The 18,425-nt window shown below is 66.2% G+C and carries 17 protein-coding genes; 6 read left to right on the forward strand and 11 right to left on the reverse strand.

Going from position 1 to position 18,425, the window contains the following annotated elements; translation table 11 throughout:
• The first annotated feature begins 35 nt into the window (after nt 1-35).
• Nucleotides 36-2,198: a PGF-CTERM sorting domain-containing protein gene (locus ACYQ0R_RS09520; protein ID WP_459822874.1), complete on the forward strand. Its 2,163-nt coding sequence runs from the start codon at nt 36-38 to the stop codon at nt 2,196-2,198.
• Here the strand turns inward: ACYQ0R_RS09520 and ACYQ0R_RS09525 are convergent, their stop codons facing one another.
• Nucleotides 2,199-2,525, reverse strand: coding sequence for a cupin domain-containing protein (locus tag ACYQ0R_RS09525; protein ID WP_459822876.1), 327 nt, complete (start codon nt 2,523-2,525; stop codon nt 2,199-2,201). It lies immediately after the preceding gene.
• Nucleotides 2,526-4,275: 1,750 nt separating this feature from the next.
• Here ACYQ0R_RS09525 and ACYQ0R_RS09530 point away from each other — a divergent pair.
• Nucleotides 4,276-5,910 carry a BCCT family transporter gene (locus ACYQ0R_RS09530; protein WP_459822879.1) on the forward strand — a complete coding sequence of 545 codons (1,635 nt, stop codon included), beginning with the start codon at nt 4,276-4,278 and terminating at the stop codon, nt 5,908-5,910.
• A 204-nt stretch (nt 5,911-6,114) separates the two neighbouring features.
• A complete protein-coding gene (locus tag ACYQ0R_RS09535; protein ID WP_459822882.1) occupies nt 6,115-7,476 on the forward strand; it encodes an aminotransferase class III-fold pyridoxal phosphate-dependent enzyme in 1,362 nt (453 codons plus the stop codon).
• Here the strand turns inward: ACYQ0R_RS09535 and ACYQ0R_RS09540 are convergent, their stop codons facing one another.
• Nucleotides 7,477-8,775 carry an amidohydrolase gene (locus tag ACYQ0R_RS09540; protein WP_459822885.1) on the reverse strand — a complete coding sequence of 433 codons (1,299 nt, stop codon included), beginning with the start codon at nt 8,773-8,775 and terminating at the stop codon, nt 7,477-7,479.
• Between the two features lie 123 nt (nt 8,776-8,898).
• On the opposite strand from ACYQ0R_RS09540, the gene ACYQ0R_RS09545 reads away from it, so the two are divergent.
• Complete coding sequence (locus tag ACYQ0R_RS09545; protein WP_459822887.1) at nt 8,899-9,867, forward strand: D-2-hydroxyacid dehydrogenase; 969 nt, start codon at nt 8,899-8,901, stop codon at nt 9,865-9,867.
• Between the two features lie 14 nt (nt 9,868-9,881).
• On the opposite strand, the gene ACYQ0R_RS09550 is transcribed toward ACYQ0R_RS09545, so the two are convergent.
• The 3 genes from ACYQ0R_RS09550 to ribH form a co-directional block, all read right to left on the reverse strand.
• On the reverse strand, nt 9,882-11,060 hold the full coding sequence (locus ACYQ0R_RS09550; RefSeq protein WP_459822889.1) for a M24 family metallopeptidase: 1,179 nt from the start codon (nt 11,058-11,060) through the stop codon (nt 9,882-9,884).
• A 73-nt stretch (nt 11,061-11,133) separates the two neighbouring features.
• Nucleotides 11,134-12,336, reverse strand: coding sequence for a pyridoxal phosphate-dependent aminotransferase (locus ACYQ0R_RS09555; RefSeq protein WP_459822892.1), 1,203 nt, complete (start codon nt 12,334-12,336; stop codon nt 11,134-11,136).
• Nucleotides 12,333-12,737 carry a 6,7-dimethyl-8-ribityllumazine synthase gene (ribH, locus tag ACYQ0R_RS09560; protein WP_459822895.1) on the reverse strand — a complete coding sequence of 135 codons (405 nt, stop codon included), beginning with the start codon at nt 12,735-12,737 and terminating at the stop codon, nt 12,333-12,335. Before ribH ends, ACYQ0R_RS09555 begins: the two co-directional genes overlap by 4 nt.
• A gap of 259 nt (nt 12,738-12,996) precedes the next feature.
• Between ribH and msrA the strand changes: the two genes are divergently transcribed.
• Nucleotides 12,997-13,533 carry a peptide-methionine (S)-S-oxide reductase MsrA gene (gene msrA, locus ACYQ0R_RS09565; RefSeq protein WP_459822898.1) on the forward strand — a complete coding sequence of 179 codons (537 nt, stop codon included), beginning with the start codon at nt 12,997-12,999 and terminating at the stop codon, nt 13,531-13,533.
• Between the two features lie 478 nt (nt 13,534-14,011).
• On the opposite strand, the gene ACYQ0R_RS09570 is transcribed toward msrA, so the two are convergent.
• From ACYQ0R_RS09570 to ACYQ0R_RS09590, 5 genes are all read right to left on the reverse strand, one after another.
• Complete coding sequence (locus tag ACYQ0R_RS09570; RefSeq protein ID WP_459822901.1) at nt 14,012-14,818, reverse strand: carbon-nitrogen family hydrolase; 807 nt, start codon at nt 14,816-14,818, stop codon at nt 14,012-14,014.
• The gene (locus tag ACYQ0R_RS09575) at nt 14,815-15,243 is read right to left on the reverse strand and encodes an SRPBCC family protein (RefSeq protein ID WP_459822904.1); all 429 of its coding nucleotides are present in this window, start codon (nt 15,241-15,243) and stop codon (nt 14,815-14,817) included. Before ACYQ0R_RS09575 ends, ACYQ0R_RS09570 begins: the two co-directional genes overlap by 4 nt.
• An 89-nt stretch (nt 15,244-15,332) precedes the next feature.
• On the reverse strand, nt 15,333-15,557 hold the full coding sequence (locus tag ACYQ0R_RS09580) for a DUF7123 family protein (RefSeq protein WP_459822907.1): 225 nt from the start codon (nt 15,555-15,557) through the stop codon (nt 15,333-15,335).
• A 51-nt stretch (nt 15,558-15,608) separates the two neighbouring features.
• The gene (locus ACYQ0R_RS09585; RefSeq protein ID WP_459822910.1) at nt 15,609-15,791 is read right to left on the reverse strand and encodes a DUF7525 family protein; all 183 of its coding nucleotides are present in this window, start codon (nt 15,789-15,791) and stop codon (nt 15,609-15,611) included.
• A gap of 137 nt (nt 15,792-15,928) precedes the next feature.
• Entirely contained in the window at nt 15,929-16,960 is a 1,032-nt protein-coding gene (locus ACYQ0R_RS09590) for a PhoU domain-containing protein (protein WP_459822913.1), read from the reverse strand.
• A gap of 230 nt (nt 16,961-17,190) precedes the next feature.
• On the opposite strand from ACYQ0R_RS09590, the gene ACYQ0R_RS09595 reads away from it, so the two are divergent.
• Entirely contained in the window at nt 17,191-17,550 is a 360-nt protein-coding gene (locus tag ACYQ0R_RS09595; RefSeq protein ID WP_459822916.1) for a response regulator, read from the forward strand.
• 120 nt (nt 17,551-17,670) lie between these two features.
• On the opposite strand, the gene ACYQ0R_RS09600 is transcribed toward ACYQ0R_RS09595, so the two are convergent.
• Nucleotides 17,671-18,381, reverse strand: coding sequence for a 6-hydroxymethylpterin diphosphokinase MptE-like protein (locus ACYQ0R_RS09600; protein ID WP_459822918.1), 711 nt, complete (start codon nt 18,379-18,381; stop codon nt 17,671-17,673).
• Nucleotides 18,382-18,425 lie beyond the last annotated feature (44 nt).

Consider the following 18,425-nt stretch of genomic DNA (forward strand, 5'->3'; position numbering starts at 1 on the left):
ATTCTTTATAACTCAGCCGACGACGTGTTCAGGGTATGCGATCGGTACGAGCCCGCTCATCCCGAACGATCGTCGCATGCGTCGGACTCACGCTGCTCGTCGTGCTGGCCGGAGTCGCACTCGGCGTCGTCGGGGCTCACGACATCTCGCCTGACGCCTCGGCCTCCGGACTCGACGGTCACGAACCCGGGATCGAGCGCGCTACGGCCGACCACGCTGGGGTCGAGCGTGTCGGGATCGAGCGCACCGACACCGATATCACGGTGACGAACGCGCTGTTTCTTACCGGCGACCGAGGTACCATCGGAGTGACGACGACGGTGAGGACGCCGGACCGTCTCTCCGAACTTCGGATGACGCTTCGGAGCGCGAGCGATGCGCCGATCGAGATGGACGGGTTCACGCGCGTCGAAAACGACGACGACGGCAATCCGGTCGTGGAGTGGGATGGCGACACCGACCGTCCATCCGTCACCTATCGGATGGATGCGAACGTCACCGCCGATCCGGAGGGGCCGCTAGCCACGACGGGAACGTATCATTTCGCCGATGTCGGCGACTGGGCGATCGTCAAGACGCCGGTTCTCGACGTCTCGTGGCGAGGACCGCCGGGAACCGGCGTCGTTCGCGAAAACACGGTCGACGGACCCGGCGTCGCCTCGCAGGCCATGGCGTTTCTCGGCAGTCACGAGGCGTACGTGTATCACGGTCACAGCCAACGATACCGTCTCGTCGTCCCCGACGCCAGCGACCTCGAGGAATCGCCGGAACGGGTGTTCGAGGCGTTCGAGCACGCCTCGTCCGCGCTGCAGGTCGGTGCCCGCGACGAGGAGGTGATCGCCATCGCTGCGCCGGCGGGCCCCGTTGACTGGAGTCCTCGCGGCCTCCAGATCGGCGACGCCGACCTGTGGGTGGTCGCCGACGAGCCGGCCGGCACTGCCGACGACGTCTGGACCCACGAGTACGTTCACACCCGCCAGGCATACGAGGCAGACGAGAGCGTGTACTGGTTCACCGAAGCGAGCGCGATGCATTATGCGGCTCTTTTCGCCCTCGAGCGCGGCGAGGCCGACTTCGACGAGTTCCGAAGCGTCCCCGCCCGCGGGGAGCGAGAGCCCGACGCCTCGGCCGTCCTCGCGAATCCTGCCACGTGGGAGGGCCGTGCTGACTACACCAAGGGCGCACTCGTCGCGGGAGAGATCGATCGACAGCTCCGGACCGCGACCGACGGCGAGGCGTCGCTCGCGACCGTGTTCCGCGAGCTGAACGAGGCGTCGGAGCCGGTCACGATCGAGACGTTCCTCGACGCCGTCGCGTCGGCCGCTGCCGACGGTGGCGACGACGAGGGTGCCGCCGCGATCCGCGCCGATGCCGAACGGTACACGACGACGGAGGCGGTCCCCGAACTCTGGACACGGGATGAGCACGAGGCCGCGTTCGGGGAGACGCCGGCACGGATCGGCTACGGAATCGCCGATGATGGCGTTCGAGCGACCGGCGAGTATCGGGATCGCCCGGTCGACTCGGATCCGATTCGGCTCGTTGCCGGCGAGACGCTCGCGTTGGACCTCGCAGTTCGAAACGCCGGCGGTGTGGCGGGTGACTACGACGTGACGCTCTCGGTCGACGGAGCACCGGTCGAAACGCGAGGCGGAACCGTGGAGCCGGACAGTGATCTGATCGAGCGGTTCGAGCATGCGTTCGCGGATCCCGGCGAGTACGAGCTCCGGATCGGCGACGAGACGCTGTCGGTCGTCGTCTCGGACCCGGCGAACGTCGTGGTCCGCGACGTCACGGTCGCAACGGACGCCGTCGGAGAAGACGGGACCGTCGCGGTCGGCGAGACGGTCACCGTAACCGCCGCGTTCGGAAACGACGGTGCGATTCCCGCGGGTGGCGACGCGGAGTTCCGAGTCAACGGCGAACCGGTCGGAAGCGAGTCGGTACGACTCGACATCGGCGGGGAGACGACGGTGGAACGAGAGCTATCGCTCGACGACCCCGGATCGACGACGATAGCGGTCGTCACGGCCGACAGCGAGGCGTCCACGACGGTCGACGTCAAGGAGGACGGCTTCCTCGATCGATCCAGTGGCGATGACTGGATCGACGAGACGGTCGACGACGTTCCCGGATTCGGACCGGCAGCGGTGGTTGTCGCGATTCTCTCGATCTCGCTTCTCGCTCGCCGACGGTGATCAGGGAAGCGGGCAGAGACTCGCCGTGAGCACGGCGCGCTCATCCGTGTCGTTTCTCGCGCCATGGAGCGCTCCGCGCTCGTTTAACACGACCGCCGGAGCGGAGAGACGTCGTTCCTCGTCGTCGCGGATCACGGTCGGTTCGCCCTCGAGGACGTGGAAGACGTTCGTCGCGTCCGCGTGTTCGTGTGTGTCGATCTCGGCACCGGGCGTGAGCACGAACGCCTTCACCAGCACGTCGTCCGTGACGACGAGTTCGGCGGTTGCGGTCTCCCCGTCGGCGGGATCGAGACTGTCGACTGCGTCGGCGTACTCGTCAAGACTCATACGTGCGTCTCGACGCGTGATACCTAAAAACGTCGGTGATATCGATGCGCGTCGGCTGGGTGGACGACGATCGGAGTCGGTGGATCGAGCCGCGATCGGAGTCGGTGGACCAACCGATTCGAATCGCCGCTCGAGAGCGGGCCCGGCGGACCCGAAAGGGAACGAGACCGTGCCTCTGACAGAGTTGTCACACGCGTCACCTCCCCGGTTCCCGGATCGATCCCAGCCCTAACCCCGAGGCCCAGCTGGCCTCAACGGGGGAGCGAGACGCGAGCGACGGTCATCGTTCGTACGGCGTTCGTTCGTGAACTCCTTCGGAGCCGAAGCGTGTTTAATGGCGGCGGCGGTTGACCCGTTTTTTGCCGAATTAAGCCCGATAAACCGGCACGAGCGGATTTGAGACGTCCACCGAGCGCGAAGCATGGATCGACGAGTGCGAAGGCGGCGAACGGAACTAACTCGCTCTGGCGCGCGCGAGTCCGAACACGGGATACGTCTCACAAGTTCGACGAGGATGTCGTAGCACAGTTCCCACACCGCCACAAGAACCGCTCAGTGCAGCCATCGCGGCGATCGATGTCGGGCGTACGTCGCTCACGAGGGTGGATGGGTGGTTTATAAGCGATGCCGTGGAGGGGTTGGTGTTCGTTTATAAGTGAGTCGCGAGAGCGATAGCTCCGCGACGAACGATCCGAAAGCCCCAGCCGCGACGGCTCGCGCGCCTTGCTGCGCTCCTCGGTCGCTCGCGGTGCTCGCTCCCTGTGGTGCTTACAGCGGCGGGCGTCGCCCCACCGGGAGACTGCGTCTCCCGAGCCCCCGCTCGCTCCGCTCGCGGGGATCACGGCTGCCCCTTTCAACCCCACCCGACCGCACCGCAACCGCACCTCACGCCTCCCCAGCCTCGTCGGCGGCTCGCGCGTTCCGCGCTCGCCGCCGCCTCCCTCGCACGCGCTCCTCGCGCCCTAAAAAGGACGCTCGGAGGCGCGCGCCGACCGCCCGCCGTTACCTGATACATGAATCATGCTCTGCGGTGTGGTTGCGGTGGCGCGCGCCGCGAGCGGGCCCGAGGCCCGTGAGCGAGCGCGCGAGGGAGACCGGAGGGGGGCCGCCGAGCGGTGCCGGCGGCCCCCTCCGGTCGAGGCTGGGGCGGTCCGAGGCTGCGGGGCGGTCGGGTGGGACTGGAAGGGGCAGCCGCGAGGGCGACGCACGGCGACGAAAGCACTGCAGGGAGCGAAGCGACCGAAGCGCGCAGCGAGCCGCGCGAGCCGTCGCGGCTGGGGCTTCCGAGGGAGTCTCCTCTCCACCGCTCACTTATATACCGCTCTTCTCCACATCGAGTGAGCCTTTATATGCGTCTACTCGAACTCACACTGCGCAATATACGCCCGCCATCGATCGTCGACGATGGCTGAATTGACCGATTCGCGGTGGGGGTAGCAGGCATGAGAACCGTTGTATGACACCCAGTAGGGGTGTTCCTCAAAACAGGCTCTCCTCAAAGCGGAATCTCCCGCAAAGGGAACACTGTCCGGAAACACACGCGACCGCGAACCTGACCATCACGGTCGTCCATCCCGTTTATACACATAATTCGTGTATAGCACATACAAAAAAGGGAAATGGTTATGTGTGATACTTTCAATCACACGGGTATGCCATCACACGGCATGGCTGCTGAACGGTGGAGGGTATCGGGACGGAGACTGCTTCAACGGAGATTGACCGCACTGGCTCGCGGAGGTGAACACGTATGAGCGACGGGGAGGGTGCACTCCGCCGGTTCCGCGAGGAGCTGGACCCGATCGTCTTCCTGTTCGGAGCCGGACTCACGCTGGGCGTCATCCTGACTTACTTCCTCAATCCGGATGGCGTCGAGGGCGCGATCGCAACGCTCGACGCGTTCATGCTGCAGTACTTCAACTGGGCGCTTCTCGTCATCGTCTTCCTCGTCGTCACCTTCCTCGTGTTCCTCATCCTCGGTCCGTGGGGGCGGCTCAAGTTCGGTGACGACGACCCCGAGTACAGCTTCTTTTCGTTTTTCGCGATGCTGTACTCCGCCGGCTTCGCGGCCGGCGTCGTGTTCTGGGGTCCGACCGAGGCGCTGTTTTACTACGACAACCCGTCGCCGCTGTTCGACGTACAGGGCGGTACCGCTGAAGCGATCCCCATCGCGATCCAACAGACGCTGTTCCACTGGGCGATCCCCCAGCTCGCGGTGTTCACGATCATGGGAATCGCGATCGGCTACTTCGCATACAACTACGAGAACGTCCCGCTGCGCGTCTCCTCGGCGCTGACCCCGATCCTCGGGGCCGACAACCTCGACGGACCGGTGGCGAAGCTCGTCGACGTGCTCGCCGTGTTCGCGACGATCGGCGGCGTCGCCACGTCGCTCGGCTTCATCGGCAGCCAGTTCGTCGAGGGGCTCGCGTTCCAGTGGGGCCTCGATCTGGGAACGACCGGGGTGATCCTCGTCGTGACCGGGATGACGCTGCTTTTCACGGTTTCGATGGTGCTCGGCGTCGACCGGGGGATCCGGCGCATCTCGAACTTCAACATGGTGCTTTTCATCGCGCTCATGCTCGCGACGTTTATCCTCGGCCCGACCGCGTTCCTCGTGCTCGCTGGGACCGAAGCGATCGGCGGAATGTTCAACGACTTCGTCTCGATGAGTCTGTTCACCGGGGCCGGCGTCGAGGGCGGCACGGAGTGGATGAACGCGTGGACGGTGTTCTACTGGGCGTGGGCGCTCTCGTGGTCGCCGTTCGCCGGGCTGTTCATCGCGCGGATCTCCCGCGGGCGCACCGTTCGTGAGGTGGCGTTCACGGGGATCGCCGCCACGTCGGCCGCGACCATCCCGTGGTTCATCTTCGTCGGCGGCACCGCCGTCTACTTCCAGCACAACGCGGTCGCCGACTTCTCGCAGGTGATGGCGTTCGAGCTGGGCGCGGAGGTGTCCGGCTTCATTCTCTTCGAGGCGTTCCCGCTCGGCACCGTGTTCATGATCGCGTTCATGATTCTCGTCACGACGTTTTTCATCACGTCCGCCGACTCCTCAACGCTCGCGGTCTCGATGATGACGACCGGGGGCAAGGCGAAACCGTCGAACATCAACCGGGTGTTCTGGGGTGCCGTGCTCGGGATGACCGCCGCGATTTTGATGACGCTCGGCGGCGTCGACGCGCTCCAGTCGGCCGCGATCATCACCGGCGCGCCGTTCGCGTTCGTCTGTTTCATCGCGATGCTCGGCCTGATCCGTCAGTTCACTCGCGACGGCGAGCCGCTCCTCTTACAGGAGCAGTCCTGGCTGATCGGCGACCCGCCCGAAGGGAACGGCTCCCCGGACGAAACTCCCGTCGCGTCGCAGCCGACCGACGATGACTGACCGGCAGTCGGCCGCCGATGACCGACCGGCAGCCGACCGCCGATGACCGACCGGTAGTCGGCTGACGATTACCCGCCGACACGGTCGATTTTCCGATTACTCGTCGGCACGGTCAGTCTGAACTGACTGGTCGCCGGCCCCACCCACTCCCGTTGGCTCCGATCGGGAGAAGGTTTTAATGAACGCCGTACACACTTACTGTGTATGGACAGGGACACTGCGGAGCCGGACACCGGCGGATTGCCGGGGCCGAACGCCGAGAAGTGGGTGGCGTTTCATGGCGAGAACGCCGCGCCGAGCGAGTACTCCCACGAGTTCGTCTGGGACGTGACCCGCGAGGCGGACGGGCCGTTCGTCACCGACGTCGACGGCAACGTGCTCTTGGATTTCACGTGTCACATCGGGGCCGCACCGCTCGGCTACAACAACGAGAAGGTGCTCGGAAAGCTACGGGAGTTCGATCTCGTCGAGCCGATGAAGATCGCCGGGCAGGACCTGTACTTCGGTGCGGGGCCGGACCCCGAGTCTTCGTCGGTGCCCGGCTCAAGCCACCTGATGGAACGACTCGTCGACGTGTCGAGCCAGTACGGAATGGACACGGTGTTCCTCTCGAACTCCGGCGCGGAGGCGGTCGAGAACGCGATGAAGATCACCCACGACCACAACCCCACCGCGAAGTACGGCTACACGTTCGGCGGAAGCTTCCACGGTCGAACCCTCGGCACGCTCTCGCTCACCAAGTCCAAGGAGGTGTACACGCGCCACTACCCGGAGATCTCCGGCGTCGAGACGGTGCCGTTCTGTGCGGACCGGACCTGCACGCCGGACACCTGCTCGTGCGGCTTCTTCACCGACGGCGGCTCCCGACTCCGCAACGCGCTCGCGCCGGAGGGCGGACACGTCAATCCCGACGAGATCGCCTTCGCGATCCTCGAGCCGATCCAGGGCGTCGGCGGCTATCGGTTCCCAAGCGAGGAGTTCATGGCCGAGGTCGGCGCCGTCACCGACGAGTACGACATCCCGCTGGTCGTCGACGAGATCCAGTCCGGGATCGGCCGAACTGGCAAGTTCTGGGCGTCCGACCACTACGATATCGAGCCGGACGCGATCGCCGCCGCGAAGGCGCTCCGGGTCGGCGCGACCGTCTCGAGGTCGGACGTGTTCCCGGAGGAGAAGAATCGCCTCGGCTCCACGTTCGGCGGCGGCGATCTCCTCGGGTCGATGATGGGGACGTTCACGATCGACGCGATCCACGAACACGACCTCCTCGCGAACGCGATCGAGCGCGGCCGACAGGCCAAAGAGATCCTCGCGGACGACGCCCCCGACTCGATCGTCGACGTCCGAGGCAAAGGACTCATGCTCGCCGTCGAGTTCGACACGCCGGACCGACGGGAGGCGGTCGTCGCCGAGGCGCTGGATCGCGGCCTCCTCACGCTCGGCTGTGGCAAGAAGACGATCCGGCTGCTCCCGCCGCTCGACTCGGCGGAACGCGAGATCGAACTGGGCGTCTCGATCTTCTGTGACGCGGCGAAAGCTGCCGACTCCGCGGAGATTCCGGCGTAGTCAGCGGTCGGTCGTGTGCTCGCGATCGACCTCGTCGACGCGCAGGATCGACTCGGTGAGCACGTCGACGCCGATCTCGAGACTCCGTTCGTCGACGTCGAACGTCGGCGTGTGATGGGCGGTCGGGTGGTCCGTCCCCACGATCAGGTACGTCGCGAGTCCGCCGTCCTCCTGCACCCGCTCCATCAGGAACGTCGCGTCCTCGCTCGCGCCGAAGTCGGCGGTGGGCACGACGTCGGTGACGCCGTCGACGTCGCGCGCGACCGTCGCGACGTGGTCGACGAGATCTGGGTCGCTGTCGGCTCTGGGTGATTCGCTGACGACATCGAACTCCAGGTCACAGCCGTGCGAGTCGGCGGCACCGCGGAACGCCCGCCGGAGACGGGATTTCGCGTACTCCATCAGCTCGGTCGTCTCCCCGCGCGCCTCCGCTTCCACGCGGGCGTGGTCGGCGATCACGTTGCTCGCGCTGCCCGCCTCCGCGTAGCCGACGTTCACCCGGGTCATCCCCCCGCTGTGGCGGGGGATCCCGTACGCGTTCGAGATGGCCGTCCCGAGCGCCTGCATCGCGTTCTCGCCCTGTTCGGGCGCTTTCCCGGCGTGTGCGGAGACGCCTCGAAACTCGGCGTCGACGTGACACATCGCGAGCGGGCGCTCGATCCCGGCGACGACCGCTCCGGTCGGATGGTCGAGTCCGACGTGGGCGGCAAACAGGTAGTCGAGTCCCTCGGCGAAGCGACTTTCGGCCATCGGATGTCCACCGCCACTGATCTCCTCGGCGGGCTGGAAAAAGACGACGAGCCGGCCCGAGAACTCGCTTGCTTTCACCGCTTCGAGCGTCGCGAGCCCCCACGTCATGTGCGCGTCGTGCCCGCAGGCGTGCATCGTTCCGTCCGTTTCGGAGCGGAACCCCTCGCGCGCCGGGCGGTGGTCGGCGTCGGTCGACTCCTCGATGAACAGTCCGTCGATGTCGACGCGGAGGCCGACCGCGGGACCGTCCCCTCGGTCGAGGACGGCGATACAGCCCGTGACGCCGCCCGCCGTGGCATCGAGGACGTCCTCGCGGACGCCCCGCTCGCGGGCGCGCTCGATCCACGGCTCGTAGGCGTCGTCGTCGAGGACGGCCATCCGGTCGTCGGGGTCGTACGCCTCGCGGCCGACCGCCAGCTCGTCGACGCCGATCCGCTCGATCTCCTCGACGAGACGGCTGGTTGTGGCAAACTCCCGCCAGCCCGGCTCGGGGTGGCGATGGAACCCGCGGCGAAGCTCGACGAGACGCTCGGCGACGGAGCCTGTCATGCGTCGTCGTGACTCGCCGAACGACTTAAGCGTACACGATCATCGTGTATTCGAACTACGAAAAAGCGTAAGTAGTCGTCGGGCGAACCCGCCGACACACCGCCACTGGCGGCGTGTTCATCAATGACCGAAGATCCGGACGTCGTCGTTCTCCGCGAGGGGACCGAGGGACTATCGATGGAATCGTACGCGGAGACGCTGAGAGAGCGGCTGCCCGACCACCGGGTGGCGCTGGCCCGTACGCCGAACGCCGAGCGCGAGCTGGTGTCGCGAGCCCGCGTCGTCACCGGGATCACCGTCCCGGAGGAGCTCGTCGCGGACGCCGACCGGCTGGAGCTGTTCGCGTGCACGTTCGCCGGGACCGACCACGTCCCCGTCGAGACGCTCGTCGACCACGGCGTGACGGTCACCAACGCCGGGGGGATCCACGCACCCGGGATCGCCGAGCAGACGATCGGCAACATGCTCGTGTTCGCCCGCCGGCTTCACGAGGGGTGGCGCCGGAAGTCGAACGCGGAGTGGCGACACTTCCAGTCGTACGAGTTCACCGGAAGCACGGTGACCGTGATCGGGCTCGGCTCCATCGGCCAGCACGTCGTCGAGCGGCTTGAGGGGTTCGACGTCGAGACGATCGGCGTCCGCTACACGCCCTCGAAGGGCGGTCCGACCGACGAGGTCGTCGGCTTCGACGAGGACGCGATCCACGACGCGTTCGCCCGGAGCGACTACGTCGTCGTCGCCTGTCCGCTCAACGACCTCACCAGCGGGCTGATCGGCGAGGCGGAGCTTGCCACGCTGCCGCCACACGCCGTCGTCGTCAACGCCGCACGCGGCGGTATCGTCGACACCGACGCGCTGGTGTCCGCCCTCCAGTCGAGCGGGATCCGCGGGGCCGCTCTCGACGTCACCGACCCGGAGCCGCTGCCGGCCGACCATCCGCTGTGGGATCTGGAAAACTGCCTCATCACGCCGCATACGGGCGGTCACACGCCAAAACACTGGGAGCGACTCGCCGATATCGTCGCCGACAACGTCGCCGCCCTCGAGTCCGACGGCGAGATCCGGAACCTCGTCGATGCTCCGTCCGAGTGAACAGCCGGCGCGGATCAGGCGGTGAACAGCCGGCGCGGGAAGTCGGCGAGCGTCTCAGCGCCGGTGGCGGTCACCCTGAACGTCTCGCTGAGTTCGACGCCGAACTCGTCCTCCCAGAGCCCGGGGATCATGTGGAACGTCATGTTCTCCTCGAGCACCGTCTCGTCCCCGGGGCGGATGCTCGCGGTGTGCTCGCCCCAGTCCGGCGGGTAGCCGAGCCCCATCGAGTAGCCGATCCGGTCTTCCTTCTCGACGCCGTACTGCGCGATCGTCTCGCGCCACTCCCGCTCGACGCGCTCGCAGGTGACTCCCGGCTCGACGACGTCCAGCCCCGCCTCGATCCCCTCGACGACGACGTCCGCGGCCTGCTGGACCGCGTCCGGCGGGTCGCCGACGTACGTCGTTCGAGCGAGCGGCGAGTGGTAGCGGTGCCGACAGCCGGACAGCTCGATCAACACGGGGTCGCCCGCCTCGAACTCGCGGTCGGTCCAGGTGAGATGCGGCGTCCCGGTGTGGTCGCCCGAGGGCATCAGCGGCACGATCGCGGGATAGTCGCCGCCGTACTCCTCGGTACCGCGGATCAGGTTGTCGTAGATCTCGGCGGCGACCTCGTACTCGGGGACGCCCGCCTCGACCGCGTCGAGTCCGGCCTGCATCGCGGCCTCCGAGATCCGCGCCGCCTCCGCCATGTACGCCAGCTCGCGGTCGGATTTCTTCACCCGGAGCCAGTTGACGAGCAGCGTCGTGTCCGTGAACTCCGCGTTCGGGAGATTCGACTGGAGGCGCGTGTACGACTTCGCCGTGAAGTACGCCGCGTCCATCTCCAGCCCGATCCGACCGCCGTCGACGCCGAGGTCGACGAGCACGTCCGCCAGGAAATCCATCGGGTGGAGGTCGTAGGGGGACTGGACGTGATCGTCGCTATACGGACGGATGTTCGGCTCCGAGAGCCACGTCGTCGCGCGCGCACCGTTACCGTCCATGTCCCGGCCGACCCAGACGGGCTCGTCACGCTCGCGGGTGACGACGACCGCCTGATGCACGTAAAACGACCAGCCGTCGTACCCCGCGAGGTAGTTCATGTTGGCGGGCGAGGAGACGACGATCGCGTCCAGATCGCGCTCGTGAAGCTGCGCTTTCGCCCTCTCGACCCGACGCTCGTACTCCGACTGCGGAAAGACATTGTATGACATGGTCCGATGATCTACGCGTACCGACACACACTAACGACAAAAATACTTCGTGTACGAAGGATACGGAATTCGTTTACAACAGCTCGTTCGAGACGAGCCGGTCGACCGCTTCGCGAAGTCGCTCCTCGCTCGCGGCATAGGAGATCCGGGCGAAGCCGGGTGCGTTGAACGCGCTGCCGGGGACACACGCGACGGACGCCTCCTCGATGGCGGCCTCACACCACGCCTGGTCGTCGGCTCGCGGCTGGTCGCCGCTCGCACCCGAGGCGCCTTGCGCCTCGCCGTCGTCGACAGGGATCATCATGTAGAACGCGCCGTCGCCGACGTCGACGTCGACACCGTGTTCGTCGAACAGATCGACGAGCAGATCGCGGCGACTTCGGAACGCGTCGCGCATCTCCGCGACGGCCTCGTCGGTGTTTTCGAGCGCCTCGACGCCCGCGTGCTGAACGAAGTTGACCGCACAGGAGACGGAGTGTGAGTGGAGCTTGCCGGCTTGCCCGACGAACTCCTCGGTCGCGTGGACGTAGCCGAGCCGCCATCCGGTCATCGAGAACGCCTTCGAGAAGCCGTTGACCGTGAGCGTCCGGTCGGCCATGCCGTCGAGGCTCGCGAGCGAGGTCTGCTCGACGCCGTAAGTGATCCGCTCGTAGATCTCGTCGGAGATCACGGCGACGTCGTGTTCGACCGCGAGGTCACGAACGCCTTCGAGCGCTGTTTCGGAGAACACCGCACCCGTCGGGTTCGACGGGGAGTTGACGACGAGCAGCTCCGTCTCGTCGGAGACGACCTCGCCGAGTTCGTCGAGCGCCGGCTCGAGCTGGAACCCGTGCGGCGCGAGATCCACGCGTGAGAGATCCCCGCCGGCGAGTTTCGCCATCGCCTCGTAGGAGACCCACGCCGGGTCGAGGAGAACTACTTCGTCGCCGTCGTCGATCAGCGTCTGGAAGATCTCGTACAGCGCCTGCTTGCCGCCGGGCGTAACGATAACCTCGTCGGCGCTCGCGTCGATGCCGTTTCCGCGGAGTTTCTCGGCTATCGCCTCCTTCAGCTCCGGAATCCCGTTCGAGGAGGTGTAGCCGGTGTGGCCCGCGTCGAGCGCCGCTTTGCCCGCTTCGACGATGTTCTCCGGAGTGTCGAAGTCCGGCTCGCCGACCGAGAGATCGACGATGTCCGCGCCTTCGGCCTCCTTTTCAGCTGCCAGGTTCGATATCGCCAGCGTCGCGCTGGGCTCTACGCGTCCGATCCGGTCCGAGAAGTTGTATGCATCGGTCATTCGAGTTCCTCCACGAGGTCGATCGCGGCGTGTGCGGCCTCCGCTCCCTTGTCGACCCGTTCGCGGGCCTCCGCGCCGGACATCCCCGGACCGCTCACGCCGAACGTGACGGGAACGTCCCGGTCGAGGCTGACATCGGTCAGTTTCGCTGCGGTCGCCTCGGCGATCACGCGGTCGTGGTCGGTGTCGCCCGTGACGATCGCGCCGACGACGGCGACGGCGTCGATCTCCGTCCGGCGAGCCAGCCGATCGGCCGCGAGCGGGCTATCGTACGCGCCCGGCACGGCGATCTCGTCGGCGACCACCGCGTCCCGCTCGGCGGCCGCCTCGCGGGCCGCCTCGGCCATCGGCTCCGTCACGGAGTCGTTGAACTGCGCGACGACCAGTCCCAGCGTAACCATATATATGGCTCACGCGGGCGGCATCAAAGGTTTACCGTTCCGCGTCGGGATCGCCGGAGTCGGCGGGTCCTCCGAAGTCCGAACTCCGCTTGAGGGCCGGCGCTCCGTATCGGGGTCGGTGGTCCGTATCAGCGCCATCGGTCGTCGCCGGTCCGGTCGGCTGGATCCGCTGATCCCAAGCCGCGGCGTCTCACCGTCCAGCCGACGCAGTGCTCCCGTGGGCGACGCGTCTTTACCGTCCGGACGCCTACGAGTGGGCATGACCGACACGAGAACCGCGACGCTCGGCGGCGGCTGTTTCTGGTGCGTCGAAGCGGCGTTCGAGGAGCTACCCGGCGTGATCGGCGTCGTCTCCGGCTACGCCGGTGGCCACACTGAGGACCCGACGTACAGGGAGGTGTGTTCCGGCTCGACCGGGCACGCCGAGGTCGTTCAGGTGGAGTACGACACCGCGGATCTGTCGTACGCCGACGTCCTGAAGGTGTTTTTCACCGTCCACGACCCGACCCAACTCGATCGCCAGGGTCCCGACGTGGGGAGCCAGTACCGCTCGATCATCCTCACTCACGACGACGACCAGACGGCGACCGCGAAGTCGTACATCGAGCGACTCGAGAACGCGGACGCGTACGACGATACGATCGTCACCGAGGTCGAGCCGCTCGAACGATTCTATCGCGCCGAGGAGAACCACCAGAACTACTACGAAAAGAACCCGGGAGACGCGTACTGTACGTTCCACGCGGATCCGAAGATCGAGAAGGTTCGGAAACAGTTCGTCGAACCGACGGGGTAGCGACAGCGGAACACGAGAAGAGCGGCCTCGGGACGCGATGTGGGAGCGGGTCGTCCCGAGCCCTGATCCGCGGACGACGGACGGTGGAAGCGAGTGCCCGGCCTGCCGTGCCCGGTCAGGAGCGGCCGGCCGGTTCGCCCGCGGCACACGAACCGAGGTGAGTTCGCGACAAGAACCCATCGAGCGAATTATCAGAGTGGATATTTTGAGCCGAGTGTTGCTGTCGGTGAATTTCGTCGAAGCCGGCGATACGCGAGCAAAAGTGGGTCGGGACGGAGTGGTGGAGCGACGGGCAAGGCGGACGACGGGTGGGTGGGCGGATCGGGTCGGAACAGCGGACCCCGACTGCGCGTGACCCGGACCGCCCGAGGGTCGGGACGGGCGCGGTTTGAATGCCAAACTCCGACGAGAAAAGCGTCGGACCTCGGCGAACACAGGTACGGGTTTGACACGTATAAAGGTAGGAGGTTCGATGACGTCACCGGCGGTCGTGCAGCGCCGGGAACTCCGTCCGGATCTCGCTGACGCGGTCCGGATCGATTTCGGCGGTCACCGTCGTCGGCTCGTCGCCGGCGGAGGCAAGCGTCGTTCCCCACGGATCGTACACGCTCGTTCGGCCGCACAACGCATCGTCCCCGAACTGCCCGCTGCCGTTGACGGTTGCGACGTACGCGAGGTTCTCTATCGCGCGCGCTCGACCGAGGGTTCGCCAGTGTTCGACGCGCGGGTACGGCCACGCGCTCGGCACGAGGACACACTCGACGCCGTCGTCGACCAGCTCGCGGTACAGCGTCGGGAATCGGAGGTCGTAACACGTCGTCACTCCGACACGTACGCCCGCGACCTCGACCACCGGCATCCGGTCGCCGGGCACCATCCGTTCTGTCTCCTCGGACCCGTATCCGAACAGGTGATGCTTGCGGTAGACGAGCCGGCGCTCCCCCGTCGCATCGAACAGCACTGCCGTGTTCGCCAACCCTTCCGTGGCCGGCACGTCGACGCCGTCGGCCGCGGACGCGCCGAGATCCTCCACGACGGTCCCGGCCAGGAGCACGATGCTCTCCGCAGCGGCGACGTCCGCAAACCGTGCCAGTCGCTCTCCGCGGACGCTCTCCGCGGCGCGCTCGTACGCGTCGAACGCGAAGTATCCCACGTCGAACAGCTCGGGAAGCACGACGAGATCGGCGCCCGCTGCCGACACCTCCCTGATGCGGTCGAGCGCGCGATCGACGTTCGCCGAGATCGCTCCCCCCTCGACGTCCAGCTGGACGCACGCGAGCTTCATGCGCTGGCCCCCAGCGATCGGCGAAGCGCCGCCTCGAGGTTGTCCAGCTCCGTCTCGAAGTTCCGCTTAAAAAATGATTCGACGCCCGGCAGCGTCCCGTCGACGACGAACTCGTTTTCGAGCCGACAGCCGGACCCCGTCTCCGTGATCGTGTGCTCGCCAGTCACGCGGAACGCCTTCGATCGCCCGACGAACTTCACCCGGGTGGGGGGTTCACGCTCGATCTCCTCGGTTTTGACCGAGATCGTGGATCGGATCATCGGAATGGGAAGCTCGACGTGCCACGTCGCTCGCCCGTCGCCGTGGACGTCGTACGTCTCGACCACGCTTATTGCCCCTGCGCGCTTCTCCGCGTCCGAGATGAACGCCCACACGTCCTCGGCGGGCGCATCAAACTCGAACGTCCGGGAGGCTCGGACGGTCATGGCCGGACGTTAGCGCGGAAGGGATTAAAAGGACGGGAGTCGGCGGACCACGATGGGAGCTGGCACCGGAAGCCGTGCGGGTCGTGGACTCATCCGCGCGTAACTCGCCACGTCGTCGACCGCGCACGCCCCCACTTCTCGATGTCGACGTCCTCGGACTTCTCTGCGAGTCGGGGGAGCCGGGAGCCGACCTGTTTCGCGGTGAGACCGATGGCGTCGGCGATCGTCTTCGAGCGGACGTACCGCTCGCCGCGGGAGACGCTGTCCGTGAGATACGCGAGGATCCGCTGTTCCTCCTCGGTGTACTCGGTCATCGCGAGAACGTAGGCGTCAAACGACCTTAACGGTTTCTCGTCGATCGCTGCTCAGTCGAACAGCTGGACCGCGACGACGGCCAGCAGCGCGAAAATCACCGCGGCGGCGAACCCCCATGCACGACCCATCTGCGTCGGCGCGCCGTACATCACGACTGCCCCGACGACCGCAACCGCCGCGAACGCGATCATCACGCCGAGCCCCTTGTCCGACTCCATGGATCCCTCGCTCATACCTGAACGGTCCGCGGGTGGGCACTTAGTTCATACGAACCGGGTAGGGTTCGTAGGACACCGAGTGGGCTGCGTGGTCGGCGACTCCACGTTGGATGCGTGGTCGTTCGCTCCGAATTCGACACGTTCGTCGCGAATCAGATGATTTCGACGTGCTCGGACTCCTCGTTCAACGCGAGGTTCGCGGCGATCTCCGCGTTTCGCATCGCATACTCCGCGGTGTGTTGCAGACTTACGAGCACCTCACGGGTCATCAGGAGCACCGAGTTCTCGAGCTCGTCCGGCAGCTCCGAGAGGATCTCCTGTTCTCTGTCCTCCAGTTTCGCGAACAGGTCGCGACACTCTACGGTGAGGTCGTAGTCGCGTTCGACGACGGCGCGAACCGCGAGCGCGGTGAGCTCGTCGACCTGGTCGGTGAACTCACGGATCTGGCGCATCGTGGAGCCGTCGACGTCGAGCGTGTGACCGTCCGCCTCCATCACGATCTCGGCGATATCCTCGGCATTGTCCGCGGTGAGTTCGAGATTCTTTGCGACCGAGCGGTAGCCGATGAGCGGAAACCCTTCCTCTAGCCCGATCGCACGGGCGAGATTGGGGTTCTGGTATGCGGTGAAGATCAGTCGGAGCAGCAGCACGAATATCTTGTTCGCCTGCCGCTCGCGATTGAGCGCGCGCTGTGCGAGGTCGGGATTCCCGTGAGCAAGGGCTTTCACGCCTTCGCTCCGCATCGTCGACCCCGTGTTCTCCAGCCGCTCGAGCAGGTTGTCGAGCGTGAAATCCTCCGGATCGACGGAACACCGGATCGCGATGTCCTCCGGCGTCTCCTCGATGACGCCGAGTCCCATCAGCTGCGTCTCCGCTTTATAAACCGCGTTGATATGGTCGCTCCCGAGCGCCCCTTCGCTCGTGACGTGTATCACGCGGCGTCCGAGAACGTACTGCGCGACGATGGCGCGTTCGAGCGCGCCGGCGTCCAAGTTGTCGGCGCTGATGATCGCTTCGGACTCCTCGGTGTTCACCGACTCCGGAAGCACCGTCAGGGTGCCTTTCCCCCCCATGCGGATCGACACCTCGTCGCCCTTGTTCACCCCATGCTCCTGTGCCCACTCCGCCGGCAGCGTCATCGCCAGCGTCGACGGACCCAGACGCTGAACCTTCCGCGTTTCCATGTGTATCCGTATCGCAGGATCGACCTTAACGTTATCCCTATGGTCATTATACGCACTCGAGAATATACAAGGTGTTAATCGACGATCGTTACAGATCCACACACCATCCCACGCCGGGAACGAAGATCCACACACCATCCCACGCCGGGAACGAACCATCTCGCGCGCGAACGGTCCGCAGCGTCACCGAGATGCGTTCGTATTTATGGACGGAAGACGGTACGTCCTATATGCCAGAGCGTGTCCTCGTCGTCGACGACTCATCGTTCCAGCGGACGCTCGTCCGTGACGCGCTGTCCGGGGCGTTCGACGTCGTCGCCGAGGCGAAAAACGGTGCGGAGGCGGTCGCGATGTTCGAGGAGTACGATCCTGATGCGGTGTCGATGGATGTCGTCATGCCGGAGATGACTGGTATCGAAGCGACGGCCGAGATCAAATCGCGGTCTCCGGAGACGGCCGTCGTAATGTGCACGAGCGTGGATCAGAAAGAGAAGATGATGGAGGCGGTGAAAGCCGGCGCGGACGGATACGTCACGAAGCCCGTCGAGGCCGACGAGCTCGTCGCCGAGTTCGAAAGCCAACTGCGTTGAGCTGAGGAGGTAGCGTTCGTCGTATCGCAGTCACTTCGGTCTCCGTGTGCGCTGACCGACTCACGTCATACCGCGAACACGAACAGTGCGGCACTCGCCAACAGGAGAGGGTCGACCAGGCTAATCGGTCGACCACCGACCCTCCGCAACGGTCGAGCCGCCGTCGATCCGGTGCCGCCACCCGTCGAGGACGGCGAACTGCTCCTCGCGGCGCCGTTCGAGCCACCGGAGCAGTCGGGCCGCCCACCGGAGCTTCCGCGCCTTCATCCGCTCGACGTTCGGGTCGTCGAACGCCCAGCCGGGAAACAGCAGCTCCCCTGCACCGAGATGGTCCGCGAGGAACGCCGCGCGGTCGCCGTCGGTGAACCCACCCACGTTTCGAACCGGTCCGCGGGGTGCGGCCTGCGTGGTCACGAGCGTCCAGTCCGCTTCGAACTGCGGAAGCCACTCCCGGATGGCCGACACGTTGTCGCCGTGCGCGTGTGCGACCACCGGCACCTCCCGTGTCGTCAACCGCCACGCAGTCTCCGGATTCTTATCGAGATCCGTCACCATGCAGTCGACGTCGACGTTTGCCGCGGCGAGGACGTCGGCGGCGGTCGAGGCCGCGACGACGACATCCGCATCGCGGGCGAGTTCGACCTCCGCTTCGAGACACGGAGCTGCGCCGGCGACGGCCACCGTTCGACCGGTCCACTCTCCGAACCGGTCGAGCGGGAACGGCGTGGCGAACTCCGCGGCGACATCGCGGGCTCGCTCGTCCGCCGCCCGATCGAACCCGAAGTCGTCGAGGATCGCCTCGTACACCGGCTCGAACGTCTCGAAGTTCACGATCGCTGCTCCCTGACGTTCGTGATCGCCACGCCGTGCTGTCC

It is taken from the genome of Halorubrum luteum, assembly GCF_054652935.1.

What these genes read in the sequence shown, in the direction of transcription:
- ACYQ0R_RS09530 (WP_459822879.1), top strand. Translation starts at nt 4,276, where the DNA reads ATGAGCGACGGGGAGGGTGCACTCCGCCGGTTCCGCGAGGAGCTGGAC.
- ACYQ0R_RS09555 (WP_459822892.1), bottom strand. Translation starts at nt 12,336, where the DNA reads ATGACCGATGCATACAACTTCTCGGACCGGATCGGACGCGTAGAGCCC.
- ribH (WP_459822895.1), bottom strand. Translation starts at nt 12,737, where the DNA reads ATGGTTACGCTGGGACTGGTCGTCGCGCAGTTCAACGACTCCGTGACG.
- ACYQ0R_RS09525 (WP_459822876.1), bottom strand. Translation starts at nt 2,525, where the DNA reads ATGAGTCTTGACGAGTACGCCGACGCAGTCGACAGTCTCGATCCCGCC.
- ACYQ0R_RS09590 (WP_459822913.1), bottom strand. Translation starts at nt 16,960, where the DNA reads ATGGAAACGCGGAAGGTTCAGCGTCTGGGTCCGTCGACGCTGGCGATG.
- msrA (WP_459822898.1), top strand. Translation starts at nt 12,997, where the DNA reads ATGACCGACACGAGAACCGCGACGCTCGGCGGCGGCTGTTTCTGGTGC.
- ACYQ0R_RS09580 (WP_459822907.1), bottom strand. Translation starts at nt 15,557, where the DNA reads ATGACCGAGTACACCGAGGAGGAACAGCGGATCCTCGCGTATCTCACG.
- ACYQ0R_RS09540 (WP_459822885.1), bottom strand. Translation starts at nt 8,775, where the DNA reads ATGACAGGCTCCGTCGCCGAGCGTCTCGTCGAGCTTCGCCGCGGGTTC.
- ACYQ0R_RS09545 (WP_459822887.1), top strand. Translation starts at nt 8,899, where the DNA reads ATGACCGAAGATCCGGACGTCGTCGTTCTCCGCGAGGGGACCGAGGGA.
- ACYQ0R_RS09535 (WP_459822882.1), top strand. Translation starts at nt 6,115, where the DNA reads ATGGACAGGGACACTGCGGAGCCGGACACCGGCGGATTGCCGGGGCCG.
- ACYQ0R_RS09585 (WP_459822910.1), bottom strand. Translation starts at nt 15,791, where the DNA reads ATGAGCGAGGGATCCATGGAGTCGGACAAGGGGCTCGGCGTGATGATC.
- ACYQ0R_RS09595 (WP_459822916.1), top strand. Translation starts at nt 17,191, where the DNA reads ATGCCAGAGCGTGTCCTCGTCGTCGACGACTCATCGTTCCAGCGGACG.
- ACYQ0R_RS09575 (WP_459822904.1), bottom strand. Translation starts at nt 15,243, where the DNA reads ATGACCGTCCGAGCCTCCCGGACGTTCGAGTTTGATGCGCCCGCCGAG.
- ACYQ0R_RS09550 (WP_459822889.1), bottom strand. Translation starts at nt 11,060, where the DNA reads ATGTCATACAATGTCTTTCCGCAGTCGGAGTACGAGCGTCGGGTCGAG.
- ACYQ0R_RS09520 (WP_459822874.1), top strand. Translation starts at nt 36, where the DNA reads ATGCGATCGGTACGAGCCCGCTCATCCCGAACGATCGTCGCATGCGTC.
- ACYQ0R_RS09570 (WP_459822901.1), bottom strand. Translation starts at nt 14,818, where the DNA reads ATGAAGCTCGCGTGCGTCCAGCTGGACGTCGAGGGGGGAGCGATCTCG.